This window comes from Methylobacterium sp. WL64, from assembly GCF_008039945.1.
Taxonomy (GTDB): domain Bacteria; phylum Pseudomonadota; class Alphaproteobacteria; order Rhizobiales; family Beijerinckiaceae; genus Methylobacterium.
In genome coordinates, this window is sequence record NZ_VRVA01000088.1 from 1 (window position 1) to 23,569 (window position 23,569).

Annotated in this window: 19 protein-coding genes; 10 read left to right on the plus strand and 9 right to left on the minus strand. The window is 63.0% G+C overall.

Annotated features, from left to right (window positions below; genetic code table 11):
* Positions 1–339 precede the first annotated feature (339 nt).
* The 7 genes from FV242_RS25080 to FV242_RS25110 form a co-directional block, all read right to left on the minus strand.
* Positions 340–2,067, minus strand: a complete 1,728-nt coding sequence (locus FV242_RS25080; RefSeq protein ID WP_147940813.1) for a sensor domain-containing diguanylate cyclase — start codon at positions 2,065–2,067, stop codon at positions 340–342.
* A gap of 689 nt (positions 2,068–2,756) precedes the next feature.
* Entirely contained in the window at positions 2,757–3,170 is a 414-nt protein-coding gene (locus FV242_RS25085; RefSeq protein WP_147940814.1) for a VOC family protein, read from the minus strand.
* 42 nt (positions 3,171–3,212) lie between these two features.
* Positions 3,213–4,247, minus strand: a complete 1,035-nt coding sequence (locus FV242_RS25090; protein WP_147940815.1) for a biotin-dependent carboxyltransferase family protein — start codon at positions 4,245–4,247, stop codon at positions 3,213–3,215.
* Complete coding sequence (pxpB, locus tag FV242_RS25095) at positions 4,240–4,974, minus strand: 5-oxoprolinase subunit PxpB (protein ID WP_147940816.1); 735 nt, start codon at positions 4,972–4,974, stop codon at positions 4,240–4,242. The genes FV242_RS25090 and pxpB overlap by 8 nt, the downstream gene beginning before the upstream one ends.
* A complete protein-coding gene (locus FV242_RS25100) occupies positions 4,967–5,740 on the minus strand; it encodes a LamB/YcsF family protein (RefSeq protein WP_147940817.1) in 774 nt (257 codons plus the stop codon). The genes pxpB and FV242_RS25100 overlap by 8 nt, the downstream gene beginning before the upstream one ends.
* A gap of 35 nt (positions 5,741–5,775) precedes the next feature.
* A complete protein-coding gene (locus FV242_RS25105; RefSeq protein ID WP_147940818.1) occupies positions 5,776–7,059 on the minus strand; it encodes a Zn-dependent hydrolase in 1,284 nt (427 codons plus the stop codon).
* Positions 7,056–8,120, minus strand: a complete 1,065-nt coding sequence (locus FV242_RS25110; RefSeq protein ID WP_246692333.1) for a hydroxyacid dehydrogenase — start codon at positions 8,118–8,120, stop codon at positions 7,056–7,058. The genes FV242_RS25105 and FV242_RS25110 overlap by 4 nt, the downstream gene beginning before the upstream one ends.
* A 194-nt stretch (positions 8,121–8,314) precedes the next feature.
* On the opposite strand from FV242_RS25110, the gene FV242_RS25115 reads away from it, so the two are divergent.
* From FV242_RS25115 to FV242_RS25140, 6 genes are all read left to right on the plus strand, one after another.
* The gene (locus tag FV242_RS25115; protein WP_147909015.1) at positions 8,315–9,121 is read left to right on the plus strand and encodes an amino acid ABC transporter ATP-binding protein; all 807 of its coding nucleotides are present in this window, start codon (positions 8,315–8,317) and stop codon (positions 9,119–9,121) included.
* A gap of 34 nt (positions 9,122–9,155) precedes the next feature.
* Entirely contained in the window at positions 9,156–9,839 is a 684-nt protein-coding gene (locus FV242_RS25120; protein WP_147940819.1) for an amino acid ABC transporter permease, read from the plus strand.
* A 66-nt stretch (positions 9,840–9,905) separates the two neighbouring features.
* Positions 9,906–10,703 carry a transporter substrate-binding domain-containing protein gene (locus FV242_RS25125; RefSeq protein ID WP_147909017.1) on the plus strand — a complete coding sequence of 266 codons (798 nt, stop codon included), beginning with the start codon at positions 9,906–9,908 and terminating at the stop codon, positions 10,701–10,703.
* Between the two features lie 70 nt (positions 10,704–10,773).
* A complete protein-coding gene (locus FV242_RS25130; protein ID WP_147909018.1) occupies positions 10,774–11,454 on the plus strand; it encodes a GntR family transcriptional regulator in 681 nt (226 codons plus the stop codon).
* 14 nt (positions 11,455–11,468) lie between these two features.
* Positions 11,469–12,635 (plus strand): Xaa-Pro peptidase family protein, encoded by a 1,167-nt coding sequence (locus FV242_RS25135; protein WP_147909019.1) that lies wholly within the window; start codon positions 11,469–11,471, stop codon positions 12,633–12,635.
* Positions 12,636–12,985: 350 nt separating this feature from the next.
* Positions 12,986–14,110 carry a metallophosphoesterase gene (locus tag FV242_RS25140; protein ID WP_147940820.1) on the plus strand — a complete coding sequence of 375 codons (1,125 nt, stop codon included), beginning with the start codon at positions 12,986–12,988 and terminating at the stop codon, positions 14,108–14,110.
* A 319-nt stretch (positions 14,111–14,429) separates the two neighbouring features.
* Here FV242_RS25140 and FV242_RS25145 read toward each other — a convergent pair.
* Both FV242_RS25145 and FV242_RS25150 read right to left on the minus strand, forming a co-directional pair.
* A protein-coding gene (locus tag FV242_RS25145; RefSeq protein WP_147940821.1) for an IS630 family transposase occupies positions 14,430–15,385 on the minus strand; the annotation gives its coding sequence in 2 pieces (ribosomal slippage) (positions 14,430–15,034 and positions 15,034–15,385; 957 coding nt in all).
* A 50-nt stretch (positions 15,386–15,435) separates the two neighbouring features.
* Positions 15,436–16,245, minus strand: coding sequence for a LysR family transcriptional regulator (locus tag FV242_RS25150; RefSeq protein ID WP_147940822.1), 810 nt, complete (start codon positions 16,243–16,245; stop codon positions 15,436–15,438).
* A gap of 304 nt (positions 16,246–16,549) precedes the next feature.
* On the opposite strand from FV242_RS25150, the gene FV242_RS25155 reads away from it, so the two are divergent.
* The 4 genes from FV242_RS25155 to alsS all read left to right on the plus strand — a co-directional run bounded on the left by FV242_RS25155 (position 16,550) and on the right by alsS (position 22,954).
* A complete protein-coding gene (locus FV242_RS25155; protein WP_147940823.1) occupies positions 16,550–17,173 on the plus strand; it encodes a response regulator transcription factor in 624 nt (207 codons plus the stop codon).
* A 1,001-nt stretch (positions 17,174–18,174) separates the two neighbouring features.
* Positions 18,175–19,911, plus strand: a complete 1,737-nt coding sequence (gene poxB, locus FV242_RS25160; RefSeq protein WP_147940824.1) for a ubiquinone-dependent pyruvate dehydrogenase — start codon at positions 18,175–18,177, stop codon at positions 19,909–19,911.
* Positions 19,912–20,471: 560 nt separating this feature from the next.
* Positions 20,472–21,251 (plus strand): acetolactate decarboxylase, encoded by a 780-nt coding sequence (budA, locus tag FV242_RS25165; protein ID WP_147940825.1) that lies wholly within the window; start codon positions 20,472–20,474, stop codon positions 21,249–21,251.
* Positions 21,252–21,280: 29 nt separating this feature from the next.
* A complete protein-coding gene (gene alsS, locus FV242_RS25170) occupies positions 21,281–22,954 on the plus strand; it encodes an acetolactate synthase AlsS (RefSeq protein WP_147940826.1) in 1,674 nt (557 codons plus the stop codon).
* Positions 22,955–23,569: the final 615 nt, after the last annotated feature.

Below are 23,569 nucleotides of genomic sequence, written 5' to 3' on the forward strand. Positions count from 1 at the left end.
TTCGGACGCGGCCGAGGCGGCGGGAGGAGCGGCGCGATCTCATCCCAGAGATCATCGGGGAGAAGCAGTCTGGCCATGCCAAACCAACGCTGAAAACCAAGCTCGGTGCCGTTCTGTTAGGCGTTCTTAATCGCCCAGGTGCGTTGATCATCGCTAACTAAAGCTGCATGGATAGAGACTGGTTCACCTTTGGGTCAGATCATGCACGACGACCCTGTGCCCCGTGACGACAGCTTCAGCCGCCTCGTCGCTCTCAATGTAAAAGTAAGGGCTCGGCGATCCGGGAGATCTCGACCCAGTAGCCTCTCACGTAAGCGACTGGGATATCCCGCGGTCGCTCTAAGCTGCCGCTTTCAGACCTGGTAATTTTGAAGCCTCAAACGATCGCACGCAGTTGCGGCCGCCGGACTTGGCCGCATAGAGTGCGCGGTCTGCCCGTTCGATCGTGTGGTCGACGTCGCCATCGGTGAACTCAGCCTCGGCCATGCCGATGCTGATTGTAGCTCTGAGACACTGACCGCCAGGCTCAAATACAGTGTTTGCCACCGTCTGTCGGATGCGGTCCGCGAAGATAGCCGCGCCTTCCAGACCAATTTCGCAGAGCAGGACCACGAACTCCTCGCCACCGAACCGCGCCACCTTGTCGGTGGGTCGGATAGCCTCGCTGACGATGCGCCCAACTTGGCGGATAACCTCATCGCCCGCGGCATGACCGTACAGGTCGTTGACACGCTTGAAGTGATCGATGTCGATCATCAGAATGCAGATCGAACGCCGGTACCGCTTGAAGTTGCTCATCGCGCCGTTGGCTAAGGGCAGGAACGCGCGTCGGTTGAGGAGAGCAGTCAGTGCGTCGGTGTCGGCAAGAACCTGCATGGCGTGCAGATCGGCGCCGAGACGTTTGAGGCGATTCTCTGCGGCTTCGATCGCGTGTGAGGCCTCCGCTTCGATAAGGCGGGCACCCGCCTCGACCGTGCCGATGCGTCTCAAGAGCGATCTGACAGAGGTCGATAGGTGCAGAACCTCGGGAGAGCCGTGCAGGTGGCGCGTCATCGTCGCATTCGCCTCGCGGCCGATGCGGTCGACTGCCGCCGTCAGCTGCGTCAGTGGCTGGGTCAGCCGGGCCGCGACCCACCAGATACCGACAGCACCGAGGATAGCCGTGGCGAGCCCGAGGAGAAGGATCAGGCTGGTCAGACGGTTAGCCCCGGCCAGCGCCGTATCGATCGGCTGCAGCGCGACGACGGTCCATCCCAGGCCCGGATATTCGCCTCGACCGCGCGTTGCAGCGACCGCAGCAAGCCGAGTGCCCTCAGCGCTCTGGACGCTGAAATTCCCGGATGCGAGTTCCGCGGCCGTGTACGGGGTCGCCAAAGCGTCGGATCCGAGCAGAACTCGGCCGGAGCGATCGAGGACGACTACGTCCTCCTTCAGCTCAGGTCTGCGAGACGACAGGACCTCGCGCCGGACCACGTCTGCCCATCGCCAGCTGAGGTGCGCCCCAAGGACACCGATGATCTGTCCCGAGGCATCGCGGACCGGGACAGCCAAGTCCACGAACCGAAACGGCGTTCCATCGCTGTAGGGAGGAAGCTTGGATTCCAGCAGGGCTGCCGCGTGCACATCCTCCACCGCCGCTTGCCGAAGACCATTGCTGAACCAGGGGCGCTGGCTGACGCTTACCCCATCGAGAACGCCGCCTGTTGCGGCACGCACCCGGCCGTCGCGATCGGCAAACCCGATCCAGGCGTAGTCCGGCAACGTCCTCTGCATCGTCTCAAGCACTATGCGCAGGCCGCCGGTGTTCGCCATCCAGTGGGGCTGCAGCGGTTCGAGTGAACCAACGTTGCGGACTTCCCGCAGGCGTTCGGCCATGTCCTGATCAAGTCGATCGGCCATCGACCGGGCGACCTGCAGGAGGGTGTTCTGCGCCATATCGGTGGCCTGCCCGCGCGCCAGCAGCGCGGACCCGATCGTGGTCACGCCGACAATAGCAAGGCCGATGGCGCCGGCGAGCAGACTGATCTGGCGGCGCAATGAAACGCGGTCCGCGAGCCGCTTGAACATCTTTAACCATCCTCGATCGAGGAGGAGTATGCGGCTCAGTTCATGACGGCAGGTGAAGTTTGTTCGTGAATAACTCACTTCTTGCAGGGCTCGGCTGCAGCCGCATGACTGCCCGTTCCGGCAGTAGATTCCTGCCACCCCGAGCAAGCTACAAGCGAACGTTCCGTGGGTCTGCAAGGGGTCGTGAGCGGGCCAAACCGCGACGTCCGCTTCGATTCGCGGCTACTTGGAAGCGGCCTGGCGGAGAACCACCCCAACAGATCGTTCAAGTGGGTACGCCCTGATGCCCCGAAAACGATCGTTTTCCCGATGGTCGTAGGCCGTATATGATAGACTGATCAACGCGATTGAAATCCTGTCGGGTAACCATGTCGGCTATTCAAAGGTCGGCAAAACGTGTTCTTTGGATACGGGAAGCGAGGCTGTTGCGACGTCCGCTTAAGGACATGGTGAAGTCGAAACCAGCCAGTCCGCTTTCGGCCAATCTAAGTCGCGCCAGGCCGCTGCCAGCCGCAAAACCGGTCGTTCGGCTTGGCGCCCATTTCAGCCATCCAGGCGCTTCTCTTCTTCGCTTGAGAGCGGACATTCAACAGCGAATCGCCATCATGCTCCGCCTTCCGCCTGCTCGACCGCGCCACGGAACGAACGAGCCGGCATTCAGGCGCGTGAGGGCTAACTGCGAATGTAAGTCAGTGTTCGAAGACGCTCTTGAGATCCCTAAAACCCTTGATTTCGATGGGGTTACCGCTTGGGTCGAAGAAGAACATCGTGCGCTGCTCGCCGGGCTCCCCCGCGAAACGGATTACCGGCGGGATGTCAAAAGCAACGCCTTCCGCCTCAATGCGGGCGGCCAGTGCCTCCCAGGCCTCGAGCGGCAGCACCACGCCGAGATGGGGCATCATCACCATGTGGGTACCGACCTTTCCGGTCCGGGTCGTCGCGAAGGGCTCACCCAGATGCAGCGAGATCTGATGGCCGAAGAATTCGAAATCCACCCAGGTCTCCGTGCTGCGCCCCTCCCGGCAGCCGAGCACACCGCCGTAGAAGCAGCGCGCCGCGTCGAGGTCGGTGACGTGGTAGGCGAGGTGGAATGGCGTGAGCATCGATAAGCCTTTTCGTCGTGTATGGACGGGACCGTCGCACCCTCAGGCGGCCGGTTCGAGAGCGCTCGCCGAGATGACGCCACCGATGAGGTTGCAGGACAGCAGGAAGGCGCTGTCGAGCTCTGCGCCGCCGGCCGGTACGAGGGCCGCCCGTCGCGCTGCGAGGGTACGTCTCGCCCCGCGGGCGAGGGACTGGGCCTCCTCGACGGTGACGGCTTCGAACACAATCGTTTCGCCCGGCCGCACCTGCGACAGGCGACCGAGATCGGCCGAGATCACCGTGGCGATCTTTGGATACCCTCCGGTGGTGTGGCGGTCGGCGAGCAGGATGAGGGGACGTCCGTGTCCGGGCACCTGGATCGAGCCGTTCACGATCCCGTCTGAGACTATGTTGAAGCCATCTGCATGGGCGATCGGCGGCCCGTCGAGGTGGCAGCCCATCCTGTCCGCCCGCGCGGTGAGCGTGTAGGGCGCGGAGAGGAAGGTTCGCAGACCCTCTTCGGTGAAGCTGTCGGCCTGCGGCCCGAGAACAACCCGGATCGGACCGCCTAGACGTGGCCGGTGGAGCGGCGGCAGGGTCAGCGGTCGGTCGCTGGACTTGGGCGCGCCGAGGGGTAGCAGGTCGCCCGCAGCGAGAGGATTGCCGTCCAGGCCGCCTAGGCGAGTACGGCTATGCGTCGAGACGCTGGCGAGCATCGGCGCCACGGCGAAGCCCCCGGCGACCGCGAGGCAGGCCCGTAAGCCCTGCCGTGAGGCGCCCAGGATGAGCCGATCCCCCCGCCGTAGGTCGTAGGCGGTGAAGAGGTCGAGTATGCGCCCATTCAGGCTCATCCCGAAGGGCGCCCCGGCGAGGGCGATGCGGCAGGATTCCGCCTCGCATACGAGGGTGGGGCCGACCATCGCCATCTCGATCACGGCCGTGTCGAGCGGATTGCCGACAAGGGCGTTGGCCAGGGCCAGCAGATCGGGATCCATCGCCCCGGACCCGGAGATACCGTAGCGCAGGTAGCCCTGCCGACCGGCATCCTGCAGGGTCGAGGCGACACCAGGGGCAACGACGCGCAGGCCTTCAGCCATCGATTCGCTCCAAGGTGGCCACGGTCTCACCGGCACGGGCGGCCTCGCTGAGAGAATCGAACTCGGCGCGGCCGATTGGGTCGAACCGGATCAGATCTCCGGCCGTGAACAGGAACGGCTCGGCACGCGCCGGATCGTAGGAGCGTGCGGGCGTGCGGCCGATGAGTTGCCAGCCGCTAGGCAACTCCAGGGGTGGCGAGACGCCGGTCTGGTTCCCGCCGATGGATACACTGCCCGCCGGGGTCTTGGGTCGGGGATCGGTGCGCCGGCTCGCATGGATGCGGGGATCCAGGCCGCCGAGATAGGCGAAGCCGGGGGCGAAGCCGATCATGTAGACGCGGTAATCGCGGCCGGCATGGACGGCGACCACCTCCTCCGGGCTCAAGCCCGCCCCGGCCGCAAGCGAGGCGAGATCGGCCCCGTGCTCGCCGCCGTAGTGGACTGGTACCCGCCAGCGGCGGCCCGCGCCAGCCCCTGCTTCCGGGGGCGGCCAATGGGCGGCGATCAGCGCCGCGAGTTCGACCCGGGGCAACCGGTCAGGGTCGTAGAGGATGAGGAGCGAGCGATAGGTCGGCACCGTCTCCAAGAGGCCTGGTCGTCCAGCGCCGCGGATCGCCTCGTCCAGGGCGATGACCTGCGCGTTGACCGCAGGATCAACCGTCTTGCCAAGTTCGACCGTCAGGGCACGATCGCCGCAATCGAGGAGGCGATAGCCAGACTCAGACACCAAGCACCTCAGCCATTGGACGCAGACCGATGCCCTTGGCGGAGCAATCCTCGCGCAGGCGGCGTCCCATGGCGACGGCGCCCGGCGTGTCGCCGTGAACGCAGATCGTGTCGATCCGAGTCGGGATGCGCCGGCCGGATAGGCTGGTGATCGCCCCATCCTCCAACATCCGCATCACGCGCTCCGAGACGGAGTCTGGATCGTGCAGCACGGCGCCGGGGAGCTTGCGCGAGACGAGGGAGCCATCATCCGCGTAGGCGCGGTCGGCGTAGATCTCGCGGGCGATCAGCAGGCCGAGCTTCTCGCCGGCCTTCTCGGTCTCCAGGCCCGGCATGACCACGAAGATCAGGTCGCGGTCGAGAGTGCGGATCGCCCGCGCCACCGCTACGGCGAGGTCGGCATCCTCGTTGGCCATGTTGCCCATCGCCCCGTGCGTCTTCACGTGGCGGACCGGGCAGCCGGCATCCTGGGCGAGCGCCAGGAGGGCGCCGACCTGGTAGAGAACCGCCTTCTCGATGTCGGCCGGGCGTTCGCCGTGGATCGGCCGCCGGCCGAAGCCCCAGAGGTCGAGGAAGCTTGGATGCGCGCCGGCCTGCACGCCGTTCGCGGCGGCGCCGCGCAGGGTCTCGTGCATCACCAGCGGGTCACCCGCGTGGAAGCCGCAGGCGATGTTGGCGGAGGTCGCCACCGTCAGCATCTCGGCGTCGTCGCCGAGGCGATAGACGCCGAAGCCCTCGCCCATGTCGCAGTTCAGATCGACGATCATCGGTGCATCCTTTCGCGTGGGTTCTGTCTGCGGGGTCAGGCTTCTGCGACGAGGTGCGCCACCAGGGCCGCGGCGGCGCACAGATCCTCGATCCGCATCGCCTCGTGCGGGTTATGGCTGCCGTTCTGGTTGCGGATGAAGATCATCGTGCTTGGCACGCCCTGGCCGGCGAGGGTCGCGGTGTCGTGTCCCGCCCCGCTCGGCATGGTCCGGAACGGCATCCCGAGCCGATGCGCATGGCCCGACAGGGCCTCGACCAACGCTGAGCTCATTCGGGCCGGCGTGCTGCCAGTGCGCTCGCCCAGGACGAAGCGCACGCCGCGGGCGGCCTCGATGGCGGCAACCAATTCGGCCAAGGCCGCCTCGATCCGGTCCAGAACGGCGGGCTCGGTGCTGCGCACGTCGAGGCAGAAGCGGACCTCGCCGGGGATCTTGGCGAAGGCGTGCTGGACCGGGTCAGTGCCGACCTCGCCCAGCGTGATCGTGGCCGGCCGCCCCTCCGCCTCCAGCGTGCCCCACAGGGCATCGAGGCCGGTGATCAGGTCGGCGAGGGCGAAGACGGCGTCGCTGCGATCGGACCGCGCTACCGCGCCGGAATGGCCGTAGCGGCCGAAGCAGGCGGCCTTGCGGTAGCGGAAGCTGCCGCTGATCGCCGTGACGAAGCCTACCGGGACCCCGGTCGCCTCCAGCGCCGGACCCTGTTCGATATGCATTTCCACAAAACCGTGGATCCGCGTCGGGTCGAGCAGCCGCTCGCCCCGCGCCACAGCCTCCGGCCGCAGGCCGAGCTCAGCCATGTGCTCGCGCAGGCTCCGGCCGGAATCGGCGCGGGGCAGGTCGAGCACGTCGGGCGGCAGTAAGCCGAAGGCGGCGCGGCTGCCGACATAGGAGGCAGGGAACCACACGCTCTCTTCGGCTCGGAACACCGCCACCGTCACCGGGCGCGCCGGCACGAGGCCCGCCCGGCGCAGGGCTTCAAGGGCTGCGAGGCCACCAATCACCCCGGCCGCACCATCGAAGTTACCACCGTGCGGTACCGTATCCACATGCGAGCCGACCATCCAGGGTGACAGTGCCGGGTCGCGTCCCAGCATTGTCAGGAAGAGATTGCCGGCGGCATCGCATTCGGGCCTCAGACCCAGTGCGAGCCCGGTCGCTCGCATAAGGGCGTGGGCCCGCTCCTCCCCCTCGCCGTAGGCAGCCCGCGTGACCCCGGGCTCGTCGTGGCTGAAGGACAGGAGCTGCGCGAACAGTCCGGCGCAGAAGTCCGGGTCGATGGCGATCAAATCTGCGCCCGTTGCAGCCCCTAACCCGTTCATGCCGGAAACTCCGCGGACGGTTCACCCTGCCGCCGCCGATCCCAGACCTCCGCGTTGACGAGGTTCGGTGGGCGGCGGCCGGCGAGCACGTCGACCACCTGCCCGGCGACCCGCTCGGCCGCACGGATCAGGGCCGCCTCGGTGGATGCCGCGACATGGGGGGTAAGGATCGCCCGGCGCTCCCCATGGAGCGGATGGTCGTGCGCGAGCGCGTCCCCCGACACCACGTCGAGCCCCGCGCCAGCAATGGTCCCAGCAGCGAGAGCCTTGGCCAGGGCACCCTCGTCCACCAAGGCGCCACGGGCGGTGTTGATCAAAAAAGCGCCAGCCTTCATGCGGGTCAGCTCCCCCGAACCGATCAGCCCACGGGTCAGGGGCGTGAGCGGCAGGTGCAGGGAGACCACGTCGGCCCGGGCGAGGAGGTCCGGCAGGGAGGTGGCGCGCTCGGCCCCTATGGCCTGAAAATCGGAGTCGGGCCGTGTCGGGCCGTAGGCGAGCACTTCCATGCCGAGGGCCGCCGCCAGTCGGCCGGTCGCTTGCCCGATGGCACCGAACCCGACGAGACCGAGCGTCAGCCCGGCGAGTTCCACGAGGCGCGCCCCGTAGCGGAAATCGTGGTCGCCTTCCCGCATGGCCCGGTCGGCCTGCGGGATCGCCTTCGCCAGGGCGAAGATCAGGCCGATCGCATGCTCGGCGACGGACTGGGCATTGGCCCCCGGCGTGTTGACGACCGGAATTCCTACCCTCGTCGCCTCGGGAACGGCCACCGGGTCAGTCCCGGTGCCATGAACCCCGATCACCCTCAGCCGGGGCGCGGCCAGCACCGCCTCTGCGGGGAAGCCGCCGTTGCGCGTGATCACCGCGACACAGTCGGCCGCCTCGCGGACGAGAGTCGCGGGGGCGAGGTCGGTGGCGATCCGGTGCTCAAGCCCCGCCGCCCGGAGACGGGCCAGCCCGGCTGCGTGGATCGGCTGAACGATGAGGCAGACGCCCGACGGTTCCGCGGAGGGGGAACGGGGGAAGGAAGGCTCAGTGAACACGTACGAGGCAGCCCTGCTCATAAATACCGCTTGAATGCCGGTGGTATACCGATGAGTGTATCGCATCGCCTCGATACTGGCAACATGAAAATCCAATACAGATCAGCATATCACGGTAATATTCTTGAACGGTAGAGCGAATAGATCGATAGGTTCAAGTACTATCACAGTATTGCAATAAAAATCGAAACGATGACAACGATTTAGGGTGAACGATGACGGAGATCGAAGTCGCCAAGACGCCGCTTTTGAAGATCAGGAAGCTGCACAAGAGCTACGGCGCCAACGAGGTCCTGAAGGGCATCTCCCTCGATATCCACGAGGGCGAAGTGGTGTCGATCATCGGCGCGAGCGGCTCGGGCAAGAGCACCTTCCTGCGGTGCCTGAACCTTATGGAGACGCCGACCTCTGGCTTCATGGATTTCGAGCGATTCGCCTTCGACTACGAGCTGGGCGCCCGTCGTCAGCCGACCCCGCAGCAGCTCTGCGAATTGCGGGCGCGGATCGGCATGGTCTTCCAGAGCTACAATCTCTGGCCGCACATGACCGTGCTGGAGAACGTCGTCGAGGCGCCGATCCGAGTGCGACGAATGCCGCGCCGGCAGGCGGTGGAGGAAGCTGAGGCGCTGCTAGAGCGCATCGGCCTCTACGAGAAGAGGCAAGCCTACCCGTCGAAGCTCTCGGGTGGGCAGCAGCAGCGCGTGGCGATCGTGCGCGCCCTGGCGATGGCACCCAAGGTGATGCTGTTCGACGAGGTGACCTCGGCCCTCGATCCTGAGCTGGTGGGCGAGGTGCTGGCGCTGATGGCCTCCCTCGCGGCGGATGGGATGACGATGCTGCTCGTCACCCACGAGATGGCCTTCGCCCGCGACGTCGGCACCCGCACTCTGTTCTTCGACGGTGGCGTGATCGCCGAGGACGGCCCGCCTAAGGAAGTCATCGGTGCCCCTCGGAGCGAGCGGTTGCGCCACTTCCTCCGGCGTGTGCTGCACGAGCCGACCGGCCTCGGGCACTCGGCGTGAGTAGCCGCATATCCAGCGGGGAGTTCGGACGGTGATGAGCGTCACGGCAATTCAGGACTGGTGGCTCAGCCTCTCGGAAGAGGTCGTCACCTACGGCCCCGGCTTTCTCTCGGCGACCATCGTCGTTCTCGGCGTCACGGTGGCGAGTATTCTTGTGAGCTGGGTCTGCGGCCTGCTCGGGGCGCTAGGCAAGCGCTCGTCCTTCGCTCCCTTCCGGGCCCTGGCGAGCTTCTACGTCTGGTTTATTCGGGGTACGCCGACCCTTATCCAGGTGTTCATCGTCTATTTCGGCATGCCGCAGATCGGCGTGAAGCTGTCGCCGATCACCGCCGGGATCATCGCGCTGGGCGTCAGCAGCGGCGCCTACGTAGCCGAGACCATCCGTGCCGGCCTCGCGGCGATCCCCCGGGGTCAGATGGAATCGGCCTTGGCCTTGGGCATGAACCCGCGGATCATGATGGCGCGGATCGTAATGCCGCAGGTCTTCCGCATGATCCTGCCTTCGCTCACCAACGAGGCGATCTCGTCGGTCAAGAACACGTCGTTGCTCTCGACGATCACGGTGGTCGAGCTGACCCTCTACGCCCAGCTCATGATCGCCACCACGTTTCGCCCGTTCGATTTCTACATCGCGGCGGCGCTGATTTACCTCGGCCTCACGTCGATCCTGTCGCAGCTCTCCGCCTACTTCGAGCGGCGCTACGCCCGTCTGTCCTGAGCAGCGCCTGCCGCGAGTCGGGCCGCGGCTCACACCTCTCGCCCCGTCCCAACATCGGAGATTGCTATGAACCGCCGACACCTCCTCGCACTCGCTGCCCTCTGCACCAGCCTGCTGGCTGCTCCCGCGGTCCGCGCGGCCGAGGGCAAGCTGGAACTGATCGAGCCCGGCAAGCTGATCGTGGCGACCGACAGCACCTTCGCGCCCTTCAGCATGCGTACGCCGAGCGGCGAGCTCGACGGGCTGGAGGTCCGGGTGATGCGCGAGGTCTGCCGCAGGCTCGGGCTCGAATACAGCCCCGTGAACGTCAAGTTCGATGCCCTGCTGATCGGCCTGATGGCCGATCAGTACGACATCACCAGCGAGTCGATGGACATCACGCCCGCCCGGCAGAAGCAGGTCGCCTTCGCGGACGGGTGGCTCGAATCCGGGGCGCGGATCGTCACCCGCAAGGATACGGGCATCAAGGGTCCGGACGATCTAAAGGGCCGGAATGTGGGCGCCCTCTCGGCCTCGACCTTCGGAAAGCTCGCCGAGGACCACGGCGCCACCTTGAAGAGCTACAAGACCGCCGCGGACGCCATGCAGGACCTCGTCGGTGGCAACATCGACGCGGTGATCAACGACGCGGTGGCCGGCAACTACGCGATCAAGGCCCGCAAGCTGCCGCTGGTGATGATCGAAACCCCGCTCAGCACCATCCAGAAGGGCTTTGCCATCAAGAAGGGGAAGCCGAACCTGCATGCGGCCGTCAACAAAGCCCTCGCCGGGATGGTCGCCGACGGCACCTATGCCAAGCTCATCACCCCGCTGATCGGCTATGACCCGGCGCCGAAGGAGCCGATCCGCACGAACGCCATGTGAAAGGCGGCGGCGACACGGCATACCGACAAGAAGACGGGGGCGGCCCGGCCGGCCGCTCCGGGAGGAACCGATGAAGACCCTTGACGCATCGTCGTACACGACGGCGCTCAACGCCCGGCGCGAACAGAGCCTGGGTCAGATGGCCTATGACAAGCTGCTCGACATGCTAGTGCGGCGCGACCTTCCGGCCGGGACCGTGCTGCACGAGCGTCGCCTCGCCGAGATGCTCGACATCTCGCGCACACCGACCCGCGAGGCGATGTCGCGGCTGGAGACCGAGGGCCTGATCGAGCGGCAGCCCGGCGGGATGCTCGTCGTGAAGGAGTTCTCCCTGCGCGAGCTGATCGAGATCCTGCACGTCCGCCGCCTGCTGGAACGGGAGAGCGTCGTGCTCGCCGCGGGCCGGATCGCCGACGCCGTGCTGGAGGATTTGCAGGGACAGATCGAGGCGCTGCTGGCGGCGGGGGATCCGGATGCCCCGGGCAACTGGGAGGTCGACCGCCGTTTCCACGAACTGTTCGCCGATCACAGTCAAAATGCGATCCTGGCCAAGACGATCAAGGATCTGCGGCTTAAGACGCAGATGTTTAACCTGAGCCGGATGCCCGAACGGTTCGAGGCAGTGCATCGCGAGCACTTGGCGGTGGTCGCCGCCCTGCGAGCCGGGGACGCGGCGGCGGCGGCCGATGCCATCGCGGCTCATCTCGAAAACTTCAAGCTGGGCATTATTCGCCGCCTGAGCGAATTCTAAGTTGTGGCGGCGCGATGGATGAATTTGCGAACCTGCGCGGCTGTGAGGCGGCCTTCCCGGAGGCGGAGTTCGCCGCGCGGCAGATGGCGGCACGGGCTGCAATCGCCGCCGCCGGCCACGATGCCCTGGTTGTGACCGGTCCGGAGGCGATCTACTGGCTGACCGGCCGCCAGACGGCGGGCTACTTCGCCTTTCAGGCCCTCGTGCTGCCGGTGGAGGGAGAGCCGGCCTTGCTGGTGCGCCAGCTCGAATTGCCGGGGGCGGCGGCCAATACCTGGCTCAACGACATCCAGGCCTATCCAGACGGGACCGACCCGGCCGACGCCCTGGCCGATCTCGTGCGCCGCCGGGGCTTCGCCCGGCCGGCGCTGGAGCGGGACGGCTGGTTCGTCTCGCCCGCCCTGGCGGCGCGGATCGGCACGGCGCTCGGCATCGACCCGGTTCCGGACGGGTCGGGCCTCCTCGGCCCCCTGCGCACAGTGAAGTCAGCGGTCGAGCTGAAGGCGATCCGGGCCGCCGCACGTTACGCACAGGCCGGGCTCGCGGCCGGCATCGCGGCCTGCACAGTGGGGAACGACGAGAACGCGGTCGCCGCCGCCATGCTCGCCGCCGCCACGACGGCCGGGTCCGAGGCGATGGCGATGGAGCCCCTGATCTCGTCGGGCCCCCGCAGCGGGCTACCGCACATGACGTGGCGCCGGCGCCGGCTGGAACCGGGCGATGCGGTGTTCCTCGAACTCGCAGGCAGCCATGCCCGCTACCACGCGGCGCTGATGCGCAGCGTTTGGATCGGCGAGCCGCCGTCCGAGGCGCGGCGGATGATGGATTGCGCGCTGCGAGCCCTCGACGCGGCCCTCGACGCGATACGACCGGGCCGGCCCTGCTCCGTCCCTCACGAGGCCGCTCAAGCCATCATCAATGCGGCGGGCTACGGCCCAGCCTTCCGCAAGCGCATCGGCTACTCGATGGGTATCGCCTTCGCGCCCGATTGGGGCGAGGGGGGGCTGCTCAGCCTCTTCACCGGCGTCGACCGGCCGATCGAGCCAGGCATGGTCTTCCACCTGCCGGCGACCTTGCGCCGCTATGGCGCCTGGACCGTCGGCGCATCCGAGACCGTCATCGTCACCGCGCATGGGGCCGAGCCCCTTTCGGACCTGCCTCGCTCCCTGACGCTGCGGTGAGGTCGCCAGAGCCCCGTTGGGTCGGAAAGGGCTCGCCCGCTTCTTCAGCGCTTCAACTCCGAAACTGTCATCCTGCTTCCGGCAAGGACCAACCGGCTGGTTTGCGCCCAACCCGGTCATCCAAGGAGCCGCGGACGCTCCTCGGAAGCGGACGTCCGCAGTGACGGCTGCGATAGCCCATACGCGTAAGGTTGCTATCGACCATGACGAGGATCGTGCTCCGGAGCACCTGGCGGTTAGTGGGGGGCAGATCGATGCACACCACGTAATGGTGGCGGTGCTATGGCCTTGTTCAATCCGGGGTTTGGGCCGGTCCCGAGCCGATAGGCCTCCGTCACCGATACGAGAGCATGTTCCACCTGATCTTCGGTCTTCCCTCCCTGTATGTTGTCACCCGGGTGTTGTGGCTGTTCCCGTGGCCGTTCGCGCTCAAGGCTGCCGTCGCGGTCTTCCTGCTGATCGCGTCACAGTACCACCTGTGGAGCCGGCTCTCGTCCGGCTCGGTGTTCGCGCCCGAGTTCCCGCGGGTGCTGATCGTGCTCTTCAACTGGGCGTTCGGGGCGATCTTCCTCGTGGCGGCGATGCAGTTGACGCTCGACGTCCTGGCGTTGGCCTCCAAGATTTTACCGGGAGACGGATGGGCGATCCCCGCCGGATTACGCTATGCCGAAGCGGCGTTTGCCATGCTCCTGTCGGCGGTGGCCGTGCAGCAGGCCGTGCGGGTGCCGCCGCTGAAGGACGTTACTGTCGAGATCGACGACCTCCCAGTCGGCTTCGACGGCTACACTCTTCTCCAACTGACGGACCTGCATCTCAGTCGCCTCTTCCCGGAGAAGTGGGCACGGAAGGTGGTGGCACGGTCCAACGCGCTCGGTGTCGACCTCATCGTGGTCACCGGAGACCTGATCGACGGCTCCCTCGCAACGCGTCGCGCCGACGTCGAGCCGCTGCGCGGTCTGCGCGCCCCGGACGGTGTCTGGGTAATCCCCGGCAACCACGAGTATTTCTTCGAATACGCGGCGTGGATGCGTCACTACGCCGACCTCGGCATGGGCGTGCTTGAAAACCAGCATACGGTCCTGAGGCGCGGTCATGATGCCGTGATCTTGGCCGGCGCGACCGACCTGTCGGCATCGCATTCCGGGCAGCCGACGCACAACCTCGACGCCGCGCTGGCGGGGGCACCGTCGGGCGCTCCCATCGTCCTGCTCGACCATCAGCCGAGAGACGCGGCAAAAGCGACTTCGAAGGGCGTGGCCCTGCAACTGTCCGGTCATACCCACGGCGGAATGATCTGGGGTCTCGACCGGATGGTGGCACGAGCAAACAACGGGTTCGTCTCGGGCGCTTACGCGGTCGGCGGCATGACGCTCTACGTCAACAACGGCACAGGGCTGTGGCCGGGCTTCGCCTTGCGGCTTGGGATACCGTCTGAACTGACGCGCCTCACGCTCAGAGTCAAACCTCGGCTCTAGCTGACCAGCGCGACGGGCTTACGCTTATAAATCTTCCGGTTGATCTCGCCGACGATGAAGTTTGACACACTGGCCCGGGAATTAAGCCGTTGTACTACGAGACAACGTCAGAGTTTTTGCAAACTTCTTCCAGCGTAGAAAGAAGCCATTTGTTGCTACTGCTACTTGCACTGCGCCTATGCGACAAAGCCTCAATTGAGACCTCAATCGTCTTATAGTCGATATCTAGGCGCACAAGACTGCCAACCCGGATTGCTTCAGCTACCATGCGCCGTGGCATAGTAGCGATCATGTCGGTCTCGGCTAGAGCTGTTGTCGTTTAGGTTGGGTCATAAGCGTCGTATCCGGCGGCGGCGATGTAGTTGCGGCATTCCGCTGGAGTGAAGGCTGCGAAGGCCCGGGCGATGGCTGCCCGAAGGTCTGGGACGGTTCGGGCAGCGGCGGTGCGCAGCAGCGCCTTGAGCTTTGAGAAGGCCTGCTCGATCGGGTTGAAGTCGGGCGAGTAGGCCGGGAGGTAGAGGAGCCGCGCGCCGGCCGCCTCGATGGCTTCGCGCACGCCGACGACCTTGTGGGATTGCAGGTTGTCGAGGATGACGGCGTCGCCGGGCTTCAGCACCGGGACCAGGGTGTCGGTGACGTAGGCGCGGAAGCGCGCGCCGTTGGTGGCCCCGTCGAACAGGGTGGTGGCGACCAAGCCACTGGTGCGCAGGGCGGCGGTGACGGTGATGGTCTTGTAATGGCCCTTGGGCACGAGGAGTCGGCAGCGCTCGCCGCGTGGAGCCCGACCGTAGGTGCGGGCCATGTTCGTGGCGGTCGCCGTCTCGTCGATGAAGACGACGGCATCGGGGTCGAGGTCGAGTTGGCTCTCGAACCACGCCTCCCGTGCGGCTCTCACGTCCGGACGCTCCTGCTCGGCCGCGTAGACAGCCCCTTTTTACGGGTGATCCGATGCCGGGCGAAGAACCGCCACAGCCCGCTGACGCTCGTGCGGACACCCTGCTCGGCCAGGATATCACGCACCTCGTGCAGGAAGGCCTGCGGCTGCTCCCGATCGACCTGAAGGATCCGCTCAGCGTGCGCTTCGATGGCCGGTGCGGGTCGCTGCCCGCACGAGGGCCGGGGTGCGATCACGCCCTCCGCCTGGAAGCGTTCGTGCCAGCGGATCGCGCTCGACGGGCCGACCCCGAAGCGCTTGGCCGCCTGTCGGCGCGAGGCTCCCGCCTCGATCGCCGCGATCACGCGTTCTCGCAGATCCATCGATAGCGCTGACGGCATCCCGACCTCCTCGGAAAGCCCGACAGCGAATCAGATCCGCAGACTGCCCGCTACCCCCAACGATTCAACCCAGCCGGACACGGCTCTAGGATGTGAGGTACGACAGAGTAGTGCGGGACTGTTAGAGGGACGTGAGCAACTAAGCCGTTGTCAGCCACGCTTTCAATGACGACGCGATCAAACCAAGTTCGGCGTGCCATCCCCTGGTCGTTCAAGAAACCCGCCACTTCTTGCTCGCCACTCCCGGTTAGCTCAACCACCACATGCGGGAAATCGAAAAGTCGTTCGATCGTTATCGGAGAGCCCAAGATTGGATGCCCCGCTCGAACGACGAGGTCACCATATTCGACGGTGAGACGTGTTCTTCTCAGCCTAGTGGGTATGTTGGCGAACCAACCAACAAGAAGATCCACTCGCCGTTCGTCCAAAAATTTTAAAGCATCGAATTGGTTGGCAGGAAAAACACGAATAGAAATTTGAGGCGCATTTTTTGATAAAAAACGCATAAGGGGAGGGATCAGCACCGAAGCAGCATAATCGGTCGCTGCCAAAGTGAAGGTTCGAACGGAACGGGCAGGATCGAAGAGTTCTTCACTAAGAGTCGTAAGAAAATTGTCCATCCCGCCGCTAATGCTTGGAGCCAACTCCAATGCCCGTGGTGTTGGCTCCATTCCAGCGCTTCCAACAACGAATAACTCGTCATCTAACACACGCCGAAGCCGCGCAAGAGCATGACTAATTGCAGAGCTTGTAAGATTTAGTTCCTTAGCTGCGCCGTTTACGCTGCGATGGTGCATAACCGCCTCAAATACGCGGAACAAATTCAAATCCACCCGACGTAAAATCAATGTACCCTCCATGAAAGGGATTCAGATCGCGCATGACGAAGTTTCAGTGCTATATATACCGGAACATTGTAGAAGACTGTTATCAAGCGGTTTGGTCGACCACAAAGGTTGGGGTGTGAGCCCACCGCTATCTCTGACCGGTAGATGCCGTCCCTCTTAGCCTTTCGACGACGCGTTCCCGCGAAAGCGAAGTCGTCATCGGCCGAATGATACCGCTGTGCAAAATGCCCGCTGAGAACACCAATGCGGCACTCCGTTGCGGGAGCCTCCTGGGTCGTTCCCCCCCGGATCGGACACGTTTGGCGTTGCGAGTGACATGCCGGAAGCAACCGTTCACATCGTCGACGACGATCCGGCTGTACGCAGTGCGTTGACCCGTCTGTGCAGGTCGGCCGGCCTCGCGGCAGTCGCCCATCGGGATCCAACCACGCTGCCGATCACCCGGACGCGCGAAGCGTCGGAATGCATCCTGTTGGACGTGCGCCTGGCCGAGCAGAACGGCCTGACGGTCCAGGAGACCTTGCGCGATGCCGGCTGCACGGTGCCGATCATCTTCCTCACCGGATACGGGACCATTCCCATGACCGTGCGGGCGATGCGCGGAGAAGCGGTCGAGTTCCTGACCAAGCCGGTCGGCGACGGCGTGCTGCTCGAGGCCATCCATCGCGCGCTGGAGATGGACGCCGCCGCCCTGCGGGCCGGCCGCCTTCAAGACGCGTTGTCCAGGCGCCTCGCAGCGCTGACGGCGCGGGAAGGCGATGTGCTGCGATGTGCGATCGGCGGCTTGATGAACAAGCAGATCGCCGCCGAACTCGGGATCACGGAGATCACCGCCAAGGTCCACAAGCGCCGCATGATGGAGAAGATGCAGGCCCGCTCGCTCGCGGACCTCGTGCTGATGGCGCATCACCTCGGGATCGAGGCGACGCGCCAGCGTTGACCAAATCGATCGGTCCCGGTCTTCTCCGAAATCTCCAAGGCGAGAAAGCTATTCGGGTCATCAGTCTCTGCCATCGCCGGGCGTTCTGGGTTGGCTCGGTGTGATCTGAGTCACTTGCTATTATGCAGAGGTCGGGCAGATGGCTACCATCATCGATCGCGATAGAACTTTAGAAGGTCGCAGCCCACAAAACGTGCAGCCCCGGCTGCGTCCCCGTCTGGCGGCGTTATGCCTCGATGAGGGCAAGGAGGCATAACCCACCCTGTGCCTGGCCCACTTCGACGGCGTTTACGCGGCTGAGCGCTGCCAGGACCGGTGCAACGTCCATGGCATGCCTTGCGGCGTCGTGGAGAAGTAGACCAATCAGAAAGGCTCCGTCGTTCTGGAACGGCGCTGGCTCGTGAAGCGCACCTTCGGTTGGCTCAGCCATTGGGGCGGCCTGCACCGCAAGCGTGCCGATCGCCTCGATGTCACACTGGGCCGCCTCACCTGTGTCGCCAGCCTCATGGCCGCAAACCCAGGTCACGCGCCGCTTGGCGAAGAATGCAAGGGCAGCCGCGCGATAGTCGCTCGATCAATCCTTACCTGAAGCAGGCCTTTAGGCCCCCCCAATCCCAGCGGGACGGATGCCTATCGCCATTTGGTGCACGGGCTCTCGCCGGGCGGATTGGAGACGATCATGCGGACCAAGGCCGACCCTGCCCCAGATTAACCGACCGCTTGGGCTGACCGGACACAGGGGTCCTCCACGAAACAGAGCCTCGAATTTACCCAGGGGAATAGCCTGCTCAACTGTACGATGTTATACAGATCTCGCCAAGGCGCTCTAATCACTTTACGCACCATCGTGTCAAAAGTGCCTACGAACGATTTATAGCTTCGGTAAAGCAGCGATTTTCGACAAAAATCGCGTTTTTTGTGCAATCCTGCAGATCAATTTTCAGCTATGTGCGTCCATCAATTTTACTGCCTCATCCTCAACGGCACTTCGGAATGAGATTATATTAATGGGCAATATCGCTGAACTTATCGTTTCATCGCTGGATCGCGCGGGTGTCGAGCGAATCTACGGCGTCGTCGGCGATTCCCTGAATGGTTTGACAGAAGCGCTGAGGCACCAAAGCGCTATCGAATGGGTCCATGTTCGGCATGAAGAGGTTGCAGCCTTCGCAGCCGCCGGCGAGGCGCAGATCACCGGTCGGCTGGCGGTCTGTGCCGGCTCCTGCGGTCCGGGCAACCTCCACCTCATCAACGGGCTCTTCGATGCCCAGCGAACGCGGACCCCTGTCCTCGCCATCGCGGCGCAGATCCCCTCAGCCGAGATCGGTGGCGGCTATTTTCAGGAAACTCATCCGCAGACGCTGTTTCGGGAGTGCAGCGTCTACTGCGAGCTAGTTTCCGACCCGCATCAGATGCCCTTCGTGCTCGAGAATGCGATCCGAGCGGCGGTCGGCCAACGTGGCGTCGCCGTGATCGTGGTGCCTGGCGACGTCGCTCTAAAGCCTGCACCGGCACGCGACCTGTCGAAGGTGGCGGGACTTCTGCCTGCGATGCCGCGCGTGCAACCCGGCGAAGCTGAGCTTGATGCCCTTGCCGACCTCCTGAACGGCGGCGACCGTGTGACCCTGTTTTGCGGTCGCGGCTGCGCCGGCGCGCATGCTGAACTCATGGCGCTGGCCGAGATGCTGAAGAGCCCGATCGTGCACGCCCTCGGAGGCAAGGAGCATGTGGAGCACGACAACCCTTATGATGTCGGGATGACCGGCTTCATCGGTTTTGCGTCCGGATACGAGGCCATGCACGCCTGTGACGTGCTCCTGATGCTCGGGACCGACTTTCCCTACAAGCAGTTCCTACCGAGCTCTTGCCGGATCGCGCAGGTTGATATCCGACCCGAACAGCTCGGGCGGCGGGCCAAGCTCGACCTCGGCCTCGTCGGCGACGTAAGAGATACAATCGAAGCACTTCTGCCCCGCCTAACCGTTAAGACAGACCAACAGCACCTCGACCATAGCATTAAGCGCTATCAGGCGGTACGGAAAGACCTAGACCATCTCGCCCAGGGCACACCCGGTAGAAAGCCGATCCATCCCCAATATCTTGCTCGGCTGATCAGTGAAGCGGCATCAGACGATGCGGCTTTTACTTTCGATGTCGGTACCCCAACGATCTGGGCGGCGCGCTATCTCCGCATGAACGGGCGTCGGCGTATGATCGGCTCGCTCACGCATGGATCGATGGCGAACGCGATGGCGCAAGCTATAGGCGTCCAGGCTGCACAGCCCGGTCGCCAGGTGGTCTCGCTCTCCGGCGATGGCGGCTTCACCATGCTGATGGGCGATCTTATCACGCTCACGCAAGCCGCGTTGCCGGTGAAGGTCGTGATCTTTAACAACGGCGTCCTCGGCTTCGTGGCGCTGGAGATGAAAAGCGCCGGCTTCGTAGGACTCGGCACGGATCTGAAGAACCCGGATTTTGCCGCTATGGCGCGGGCGATGGGCATCCACGCCATCCGCGTGGAGGATCCCGGTGATCTGGCGAAGGCCATCGACGACGTGCTGGCGCACGACGGCCCGGCTCTCCTGGATGTGGTGACCGCGACCCAGGAACTCTCGATGCCACCCACCATCGGCTTGGAAGAGGTGAAGGGCTTCAGCCTGTGGCTGCTACGTGCGGTGCTGAGCGGCCGGGGCGACGCAGTGGTCGATCTTGCAAAGACGAACCTCCTTCCGCGTTGACCTAGGCATCCCGGCATATAAACAATCGTGTGCCGCACTGGGTCTACATCGCCGCTTGCCTGATGGTATCGCTGGAAACGAGCTACTCCCAGTTCTCGATCCTATTCACCAACACTTGGATGTTGCCATCGGTCGGCAGATTGAAGACCTTCCGACGATACAGGCTATCGACACTGCGCTGGCGCTCCGACAGGTTAGATAGCGAGTATGATCGCGCTCCGCCTCGGCGGAGATACTCCGCGGCAGTATTGTCGCGCGACGCCGAAGAGGCGACTGGGCTGAGGGCATAGCCAGATCACCACAATCTTCGTTGTAGCAACGACCTCCACCACCCAGCTGCCGCTTCACCAAACTTGCCGACGAACCAGTTTGCGGCGCTGGACTCGCCGGTTTTTCGCCGTAGCCTCAAGCTTGGAAAGACTATTTGCGAGCAAATCTAGTAATTCAATCGAATGGGCATTTTGCATATATTGACTTGCAGTGTCAAAAAAGTATATCTTGGCACGATCTAAGCTGAGTTAGGTTCGCAGTTCTAGGACACTATGTCAGAGTAGGTGAACATGATCTCCGACGAAAAAGGCACGTTTGGGCTTATTGGGTCGGCCTCAATCGCCAGCGGCCAAATAGACGCTGTTAAAAATGCGGAATTATACCAGACATCTCTAATGTCTGCTCTTGTTGACGGGGTGTATGAAGGGCAAACAACCTACGGTGAATTGCATCAGCACGGTAATTTTGGACTAGGGACATTCAACGACTTAGACGGCGAGATGGTGGGCTTCGACGGCATATTCTATCAACTTCGCTCCGACGGCAGTGCACGTCCGGTCTCCGATGATCAGAAAACGCCATTTGCAGTTGTAACGTTTTTCAAAGCGGACAGTCGAATTTCCCTGAGCCACGTCAGCAAAAATACTGCGATCGACCAGCTTACGGCCGTGACACAGGATAATCTGTTTACTGCCATCCGAATTGATGGTCGCTTTTCGCGCATAACGGTTCGGACGGTACGGGAGCAAAAGCGCCCCTTTCCTCCTCTGCAGGATGCCGCCAAGGGTCAAGCTGAGACTATCCTGACGAACGTCGCAGGAACGTTCGCTGGGTTTCGTACGCCAGCATACGCTGGAACGCTCGGTGTTCCCGGTTTTCACCTCCATTTCATAACTGAGGATCGTAAGACCGGAGGTCATGTCCTCGACTTTGAGATCGAAGCAGCGGAAGCGCAGCTATGCCCAATGCATGGGCTTTACGTCGAGCTTCCTCGGAGCGAAAATTTCCTCAACGCCAAGCTCAGTTCGCCCGACATGGCACAGAGAATTGCAGCTGCGGAAGGATCATAATCGCTCTTTTACTTAAGCTGGAGATCAAGATGGATAACGTGATTAAATCCGACCGCAACGGCGCAGATATTGTCGTTGAGATGCTTGAGCAACACGGGACCACACATGTTTTTGGTGTGCCTGGAGCAAAAATCGACAAAGTTTTCAATCGTCTGGTCGATTCATCCGTCCAGACGGTGGTCTGTCGTCACGAACAAAATGCTGCTTTTATAGCTGGGGGTATCGGCAGAATGACTGGCAAGGCGGGTGTCGCCATTGCCACCTCCGGGCCCGGTGTGTCGAACCTCGCGACAGGTCTCGCAACAGCTACCTCGGAGGGAGACCCAATCGTCGCGCTAGGCGGGTCAGTCGCGGTAGCTGACAGGTTGAAATCGCTTCACCAGACGCTCGACTCCGTAGACCTCCTTAAACCTGTTACGAAATTTGCCGCCGAAGTTGACTCGCCAAGCGCTACCGCTGAGATCTTATCAGCGGCGTTCCGCGCAGCTGAGTCTGGGCGACCTGGCGCGGCTTTCGTTGGGCTGCCTATAGATATTATGCTGGCAAATGCGACATGTGCCCCAATTGCCTCTCGCGGTATCGTCAGCCTGGGCGCGGGCTCCGAAGTCGCGCTTACTGAAGCGGCTCGCATCATCAACGAGGCTAAGAATCCTGTCGTTTTTCTCGGTTTGATGGCGAGCAAGCCAAACGCTTCACAAGCTATTCGCTCGCTATTGCACAAGGCATCGCTGCCGGTAGTTGGTACCTTCCAAGCCGCAGGCGCGATCTCCGAACAGGAATTTGCGGCGTTTGGTGGCCGAGTTGGCCAGATTGCTAATCAACCAGCCGACGAGCTTCTCGAGTCAGCCGACGTCATTGTAACCATTGGCTATGACGCGGTTGAGTATTGGCCATCAATTTGGAATAAGGGCTCGGATCGCCCCATCGTCCATATTGATGTTATACCCGCGAAGATTGAAAATGACTACAATCCCGTTGTGGAAGTGATTGGGAGTATTGAGGAAAGCTTATATCAGCTAGGTAGGCGGCTTGTACGCTCAGAATTAGATAAAAAATCATCTGCATTGCTCCAGTTAATCGCTGAAGACCGAGCTCGTTTGCTCAATCAAGCAGCCGAGCAAGGTGGGATGCCGGTTCACCCGCTGAGGATTATTGCCGAGCTGCAAAAGATTTTAACGCCTGACGTCACCCTATGCTCCGACATGGGATCGTTTAGTTTATACTTGTCTCGCTATCTAACCAGTTTCCGTGCCCGTCAGGTTCTAATCTCCAACGGGCAACAAACACTTGGCGTCGCGCTTCCCTGGGGTATTGCGGCAGGCATCGTTCGCTCGCATGAAAAGGTTCTCTCTGTGTCGGGCGATGGCGGGTTCCTATTCTCAGGGATGGAACTTGAAACCGCCGTGAGATTGAAACTGGACCTAGTTCATATGATCTGGGTCGATGGAACCTACAACATGGTGGCAGCGCAGGAAGAGCTCAAATATGGCCGCCATTCAGGTACGGACTTGGGTCCTGTCGATTTTGTTAAATATGCGGAGGCATTTGGAGCAACTGGCATTCAGGTTTCTGGGCCGGACGACTTAGCGCCCGCCCTTGCGAAAGCATTTGATACAGCCGGACCTGTGTTAATAAGCGTTAACGTGGATTATAGCAAGAATGCTGATCTATTTCGGCTGGTTCATGAAGGAAGCATACTTTAGAAATCGTATGAATTGAATGTCCGGCGTCGTAATAAAGAATTATGACGTCTTGATCGCGGTTGATTAGCGATGAACTATTCGGCGCTATGCTCGCATCCTAATTGACGATCATCTCGGTCATCGCGCGCATGGACGAGGATGCACTGAGCTGTACGAGCTTCACATCGTTTTTGCGCGGGAGCAGACCACTTTTGGCGGTACTGAACCTGTCCGCTCTGGCCGCTGGTCAGGCCGAACCGAACCAGAGACCAGAGCGGCACAGTAGACGCTGAAGCCGACCGCTGGGGTTGTTCTGCCCGTCTCACTTGGGAGACCGATGAAGCTGGATGCACTTTCAGACTTCGTGACGGCCGCGGTGCCAGCCGTGCCCACCTATGCGATGGCGCTCTTGGCGAGGCCTGGATCGATGTCAGCCAGTATGGTTGGTCGACTTTGAAGTTTGTGGCCCTCGACGAAGGGCGAATTGCTTGCCTGTGCCTAAGTGCGTTCGTTTTGCTATCTATGCCAGCCGGTGACGGCCGGAGCCAGAGGCAGAGAATGCGCGTGAAGCAACCTCGACATCCTCAAAGCGATTAGCCAACCGGTGGATTGCACGCTGTTTGACAGGGCGGGCAG